This is a genomic window from uncultured Clostridium sp. (genome assembly GCF_934754925.1).
Lineage (GTDB): Bacteria > Bacillota > Clostridia > Clostridiales > Clostridiaceae > Clostridium.
On sequence record NZ_CAKVJA010000071.1, the window covers coordinates 1 to 7,052 of the forward strand.

General features: G+C 29.1%; 8 protein-coding genes. 6 read left to right on the forward strand and 2 right to left on the reverse strand.

All coding sequences use genetic code 11. The features are described 5' to 3' along the window. A partial coding sequence (locus Q0G30_RS13455; RefSeq protein ID WP_294391076.1) for a DUF1858 domain-containing protein occupies positions 1-143 on the forward strand: 143 nt, incomplete at its 5' end. A 75-nt stretch (positions 144-218) separates the two neighbouring features. On the opposite strand, the gene Q0G30_RS13460 is transcribed toward Q0G30_RS13455, so the two are convergent. After that, a complete protein-coding gene (locus tag Q0G30_RS13460) occupies positions 219-656 on the reverse strand; it encodes a globin domain-containing protein (protein WP_133013637.1) in 438 nt (145 codons plus the stop codon). Positions 657-808: 152 nt separating this feature from the next. Here Q0G30_RS13460 and Q0G30_RS13465 point away from each other — a divergent pair, with 152 nt between their 5' ends. The 5 genes from Q0G30_RS13465 to mmsB all read left to right on the forward strand — a co-directional run bounded on the left by Q0G30_RS13465 (position 809) and on the right by mmsB (position 5,777). Next, on the forward strand, positions 809-1,204 hold the full coding sequence (locus Q0G30_RS13465) for an Rrf2 family transcriptional regulator (protein ID WP_294391056.1): 396 nt from the start codon (positions 809-811) through the stop codon (positions 1,202-1,204). A gap of 238 nt (positions 1,205-1,442) precedes the next feature. Beyond that, positions 1,443-1,718: a hypothetical protein gene (locus tag Q0G30_RS13470; RefSeq protein WP_294391058.1), complete on the forward strand. Its 276-nt coding sequence runs from the start codon at positions 1,443-1,445 to the stop codon at positions 1,716-1,718. Positions 1,719-1,810: 92 nt separating this feature from the next. After that, positions 1,811-2,956 carry a multiple monosaccharide ABC transporter substrate-binding protein gene (chvE, locus tag Q0G30_RS13475; protein WP_294391061.1) on the forward strand — a complete coding sequence of 382 codons (1,146 nt, stop codon included), beginning with the start codon at positions 1,811-1,813 and terminating at the stop codon, positions 2,954-2,956. Between the two features lie 49 nt (positions 2,957-3,005). Next, positions 3,006-4,544, forward strand: a complete 1,539-nt coding sequence (mmsA, locus tag Q0G30_RS13480; protein ID WP_294391064.1) for a multiple monosaccharide ABC transporter ATP-binding protein — start codon at positions 3,006-3,008, stop codon at positions 4,542-4,544. 12 nt (positions 4,545-4,556) lie between these two features. Next, positions 4,557-5,777 carry a multiple monosaccharide ABC transporter permease gene (mmsB, locus tag Q0G30_RS13485; RefSeq protein WP_294391068.1) on the forward strand — a complete coding sequence of 407 codons (1,221 nt, stop codon included), beginning with the start codon at positions 4,557-4,559 and terminating at the stop codon, positions 5,775-5,777. Between the two features lie 75 nt (positions 5,778-5,852). On the opposite strand, the gene Q0G30_RS13490 is transcribed toward mmsB, so the two are convergent. Next, a partial coding sequence (locus Q0G30_RS13490; protein WP_294391071.1) for an MATE family efflux transporter occupies positions 5,853-7,052 on the reverse strand: 1,200 nt, incomplete at its 5' end.

A 7,052-nucleotide genomic window follows, 5' to 3' on the forward strand; every position in this document is an offset into this window, starting at 1 on the left:
ATCCAAAGGCAGCAGAAATATTAATGTCATTTGGTATGGGATGCTTAGGATGCCCATCAGCAACTATGGAATCTTTAGAACAAGCTTGTATAGTTCATGGTTTAGACATGGATGAAGTGTTAAACAAGTTAAATAATAACTAATTTAAATACTACTTAAATAATAAAAATTCCCCTATTTAGTTAAGCTAAATAGGGGAATTTTTATTATTTATATATTTATTTTCTTGATTGGTAAATTTCTTTTTCTACATCTATAAAAATTTTAGAGATAACTTCATAAGCCTTACCCCAAGCCTCTATAACTTCATCAGTTGCAGCATCACCTAAAACTTCTTTAATTGAAGCTAATAAATTTGAGCCAACTATTGGATAATGTCCTTCAGTAATTTGACGATCACAGTGCACTTCACCTATCTTTTTTACTACAGGTAAAATTGCTGGAAGGTTGTCTATGTTTTGAGCAGCAGCTAGTATAGTCATAGCTAAAGCTTTTGGTTGTTCGCCAGAATTTTGTTTGTCCATATTAAATAATGGTTTAACCTCAGGATTATTTGCAAACATATTTTTATAGAAAGTTGTTGTAATTTCTAAACCATGCTCCTTTAAAACTGGTACTGTACTTTTTATTATATCTATAGTTTTTTGATCTAACATATTATCTCTCCTTTGTTGAATTATTATTTATTAATAATAATTATTAATACTCTGTAATAACAATATAACATATAAAAATAAAATGTGCAAATAAAATACACATTTATTTTATGTTATAATTAGTTTACATTATATGAAAGGAATAGGTACTTATGCAGTTATCAAAATTTACGGATTATGCATTTAGGGCATTAATATATTTGGCTAAAAACTCAGAAGAAAATTTGACAGTAGATATATTAGCTAAAGATTTAGAGATATCATCACACCATCTGAAAAAAGTAATAAATAAGTTAGCAAAAACAGAATATATAATATCTTTGAAAGGAAGAAATGGCGGATTAAAATTAGGCTTAGATCCAAAGGAGATAAATTTAGCAAAAGTTCTATTGTTAACAGAAGAAAATTTAAATATAGTAGAATGTATGAGCTTATCAGGTACATGTCCGTTAGTCAATGAAGAATGTAAGCTTAAAGGAATTATTTCTAAATCTTTAGATGAATTTGTAAATGAGATGTCTAAATATACATTAAAAGATATAATTTAGTTTTAGATAATAGGATAATTGATATTATTGTACGTATAATAATATCAATTATTTTTTTTAAGAAATATTTACGCGATAAGTAAAATAGATATAAATAAGACAGATAATTTTAATAAAAGGAAAGTTATTAAATATAAAATTTTACAAATATTTCTTGCGCGTACATGAGTCATATAATATAATAAAAATGTACTTACAATAAAATTGTAAAAAGTTTTAAACAATAAGGGGGATATATATGAGTGAAAAATATATTACAACAAGTAATAAGATTTTATATTATTTAGTTGCTCCATGTTTATTATTATATTTTGTACTAATAGATATAGGAGTTATAAAATGTACAATTACAGGTTTATTAATTTTTTCTATAGCAATAATAGTAGGAGTAGTTGTTAATATACTATATAAAAAGAAAAATTCAAACTATAAATTTGAGGTAAATTCATATTATGCAAAAGTTATGATGATATTAGTATTTTTTGAGTTAGCATTCAATATGGTTAAATTTTAAAAGATATAAGGGCATATAACTACCTTTTGTGAAAACGTTTAAAGGTGGATATGGTATAAAATTTTAAATTATGGTTTATGGGAGGAGATTTTATGAAGAAAAAATTTATGGCAATGCTATTGTCTATGAGTCTATTAGGGACAGTAGGTGGTTGTGGTATTACAACTGATATTAATGAGGCTACTGGTGGGGGAAAAGCAGAAAGTGTTGAAGCTGGAACTGAAGGGGTTGAGAATACAGCTAATGGAAAAACAATAGGTATATTAATGCCGACAAAATCATCAGAACGTTGGATCAATGATGGTAATGATATGGTAGAAGAACTTCAAAAGTTAGGGTATAAAACAGATTTACAATATGCAGAAGATATTGTAGAAACTCAAGTTTCACAAGCTGAAAATTTAATAACAAAGGGTGTTGATTGCTTAGTAATAGCGAATATAGATGGGGAGGCTTTAACTGACGTTTGTCAAAAAGCACATGATTCAGGAATACCTGTTGTTGCATATGACAGATTAATTAAAAATACAGAATATGTTGATTATTATATATCCTTTGATAATACACTAGTAGGAGTTCAAATAGGAGAGTATATTGAAGAGGCTTTAAATTTAAAAAATGCTAATGGAGAATCTTATAATATAGAATTATTTGCAGGATCTCCTGATGACAATAATGCACACATGTTATACGATGGTGCCATGAGTGTATTACAACAGTATATTGATAACGGAAGTTTAGTTGTAGTTTCAGGACAAACTGATTTTGATACAGTATGTACATTAAGATGGGACGGGGCTTTAGCTCAATCAAGAATGGAAAATATATTAACAGCCAATTATTCATCTGGTAAAAAAGTAGATGCAGTATTCTCATCATATGATGGGTTAAGTCGTGGAATAGTTGAAGCATTAAGAAGTGTTGGATACGGTACAGCTGATCTTCCATGGCCAGTAATAACTGGACAAGATGCTGAGACAGCAACTATAAAGTCTATTATTTCAGGTGAACAAACTCAAACAATTTTTAAAGATACTAGAGAATTAGCAAGCAGAGCTGTTAAAACTGTTGATTCCATTCTTAAGGGGGAAGAAGTAGAAGTAAACGATACAGAAACTTATGATAATGGTGTAAAGGTTATTCCTTCATATCTTTGTACTCCTATTTCTGTTGATATAAATAACTATAAGGAAGTTTTAGTTGATTTAGGTTATATAGAAGAATCAGAACTTAATTAGTGTTGAGAAAAATAATTTAGAGGCAATTAAAAAGGGAGGTTGAAATCATATGGTCAGTGATAAAAATGATATTATACTTGAAATGAAAAATATAACTAAAACTTTCCCAGGAGTTAAAGCATTAGATAACGTAAATTTAAAAGTTAAAAAGGGTGAAATTCATTCTCTTTGTGGCGAAAATGGTGCTGGAAAATCTACATTAATGAAGGTTTTAAGTGGTATTTACCCATATGGAGATTATGAGGGAGAAATACTTTATAATGGAAAAACATGCAAATATAAAGGTGTAAAAGATAGTGAGCATGATGGAATTGTAATAATTCATCAAGAGTTAGCATTAAGTCCTTATTTAAGTATAGGGGAAAATATTTTCATGGGAAATGAAATAGCAAAGCATGGTGTAATAGATTGGAATGAAGTTAGAATTAGAACAAAAGAATTACTTGCCAAAGTAGGATTAAATGAAGATCCAGATACAATTGTTAATACATTGGGAGTTGGGAAGCAACAATTAATTGAAATAGCAAAAGCACTATCAAAAGATGTAAAACTATTAATTTTAGATGAACCAACAGCTTCATTAAATGAAGATGATAGTGAAAATCTATTAAATTTAATGTTAGAGTTAAAATCTAATGGAATAACATCAATTTTAATATCGCATAAATTAAATGAAGTATCAAAGGTATGTGATTCTATTACTGTATTGCGTGATGGAGCCACAATTGAAACTTTAGATGCTACTGTTGAGAAAATATCAGAGGATAGAATAGTAAAGGGAATGGTAGGACGTGAACTTACTGAACGTTATCCAAAGAGAGTATCTAAAATTGGAGATGTATTATTTGAAGTTAATAATTGGAACGTTTATCATCCAGATTATTCAGATAGAAAAGTTGTAGATAATGTAAATATTAAAGTTAAAAAGGGTGAAGTTTTAGGAATTGCTGGACTTATGGGGGCAGGAAGAACTGAACTTGCAATGAGTATATTTGGAAGAAGCTATGGGCAAAAAATATCAGGATCTATAAAGAAGCAGGGAAAAGAAATTCATATAAAAAATGTACAAGATGCAATTGATAATGGAATAGCATATGTTACTGAAGATAGAAAGGAAGCTGGATTGAATCTTATCGATGATATAAGGCATAATATTTCTATTTCATCATTAGGTAAAATATCTAAATATGGTGTAATAAATGATCAGATAGAAATCTTAGCTGCTGAAGATTTTAGAAAATCTATGAAAATTAAGACACCAAGTATAACTCAAATAACAGGAAACCTAAGTGGAGGTAATCAGCAAAAAGTAGTACTTTCTAGATGGGTTTATGCAGAGCCTGATTTATTAATATTGGACGAGCCGACAAGAGGAATAGATGTTGGAGCAAAGTATGAGATTTATACTATAATTAATGATCTTGTCAATCAAGGTAAAGCTGTTATTGTAATTTCGTCAGAGTTACCGGAAGTATTAGGATTAAGTGATAGGATTTATGTAATGAATGAAGGAAAAATTATAGGAGAATTAGATGCAAAGAAAGCAAATCAAGAAGTGATAATGAGCATGATTGTAGCATCTAAATAGGAGGGAAATATAATGAGTGAAGTAAAATTACCAGTTAATAAAAACTTGAACAATGGAAAAGGCGAAAAGGAAATTTCGATAAGTAAAGTAATAAAAGAAAATGGTATGTTAATAGCATTAGTTGCAGTAGTAGTTATATTTCAAATTTTAACAAAAGGAATTATGTTAAAGCCTCTTAATATAACAAATCTTATACAACAAAATGGATATATTCTTATTCTTGCGGTAGGTATGTTATTAGTAGTTATAATAGGAACAGTTGACCTTGCAGTAGGTTCTGTAAGTGCATTTATTGGAGCAGTGGCAGGAGTAGCTATGGTTAATAAGGGATTACATCCAGTACTTGCAATTATTATAGCTTTAGCAATTGGTATGATAGTTGGTGCTATACAAGGATATTGGATAGCATATAAGGATATTCCAGGATTTGTTGTTACATTAGCAGGACAGTTAGTTTTTAGAGGATTAACAATGATACTTTTAAATGGAACAACAATTGCACCATTTCCAACAGCATTTGCAAACTTAGGTTCTGGATTTATTCCACCGTTATTTTATTTTATAGTTGGAAATGGATACTTAGTAGGATCATCAGTATTAGTAGGAATTGCACTATCATTAGTTTTCATTTGGTCAGATATCAATAAGAGAAAAAAGCTTAAAAAGTATAATTTTAATGTTGAATCAAAAAATGTATTTCTAATTAAAACTATTGCTAAGGTCGTTGTTATAAATGTTGCAACTCTTGTTTTGGCATCATATAAGGGAATTCCTAACATATTAGTAATTTCAGGAGTGATAATAGCTATATATACATTTATAACTAATAAAACAGTATTTGGTAGACAAGTATATGCTGTTGGAGGAAATAAAAAGGCGGCTGCACTTTCAGGTGTAAAGGTTACCAAGGTTCAATTCTTAGTATTTTTAAATATGGGATTAATGGCAGCTATAGCAGGATTAGCTTATGCAGCTCGTGTTAATTCAGCTCAACCAAAAGCAGGTGTTAACTTTGAGCTAGATGCATTAGCAGCTTGCTATATAGGTGGAGCATCAACAAGTGGTGGAATAGGTAGAGTTATGGGAGCTGTTGTAGGTGGACTTGTAATGGGGGTACTTAATAACGGTATGTCATTACTAGGTGTTGATAGTAACTGGCAATATGTAATTAAAGGTTTAGTATTATTATTTGCGGTTGTATTCGATTTATATTCAAAAAAGAAGAAAGCATAATATATTGTAGATTAAAATAAGAGATACTTAATTAGATATAATCAAATTAAGTATCTCTTATTTTAAATTTATATATTATGCTACTTGAGTTTTATGTAATATGTTTAATGACTTAAACTCTTTGAAGATTAAAACTAATGTTATAACAACAGAGAAGAAATCAGCACAGGCACCTGCAGCCCAAACCCCATCTAATCCAATAAATAAAGGTAATATTAAAGTAAATGGAATTAATAATATAACTTGTCTAAGTAAGCTAACAAACATAGACATTTTAGCTTTACCTACTGATTGGAAATAACTAGTTGATACAATATTGATTCCTACTATAGGCATCATTAATAAATACATTCTAACTCCTTTTACAGCAACAGCAGTAAGTTCAGGATCATTATTAAATAAGCTAATTGCAAATTGAGGGAAAGTCTGAATTAGAACTCCACCAATAGTACAAATAACTGTAGCAGCAATAGTAGCTATTTTAAATGTCTTTTTAGCTCTGTCGTATTTTTTAGCACCATAGTTAAATCCTATAATTGGTTGACAACCTTGATTAATACCAAAGATAGGCATCATAAATACCATGTTAATAGACCCTATTATAGCCATAGCACCTATAGATAAATCATTACCATAGGCTTTTAAAGAGTTATTAGCAATAACTTGTACTAAACTGTTAGCAATTTGAGTTGCAAAAGGAGCAATACCAATTGCAAATGTCATCATAACTAAATTTTTCTTTAGTTTCATATTTTTAATTTTTAATTTTAAGTTAGATTTTCCTTTAGTATAGTAGTAAAGAATTATAATGAATGTAAGTGCTTGAGAAATGACAGTTGCAAATGCAGCACCTTTAATTCCCATATTTAATATAAAAACAAATAAATAGTCTAATATTATATTAGTACCACATCCAATAACCATTGTTATTGAAGCTAGCTTAGGATTACCATCAGCTCTTACAGTACTATTTAATGCAAAGGAAAGAATATTAAAAGTACATCCACCTAAAATTACGATAATATATTGCTTAGCATAAAATAAAGTATTTTCACTTGCTCCAAAAATATTTAATATTGGATTTAAGAAGATAAGCCCAATAATAGTTAGTGCAATACCAACTATTAAGCTTAATGTTAGTGCACTACCAATTAACTTTTCTGCATCATCTCTTTTACCACGACCAAGATTTAAAGATATATTCGCTGTTGATCCAATTCCAATAAGCATACCAAATGCTAAAAGAATAGACATTATAGGCATAGTTATTCCAAC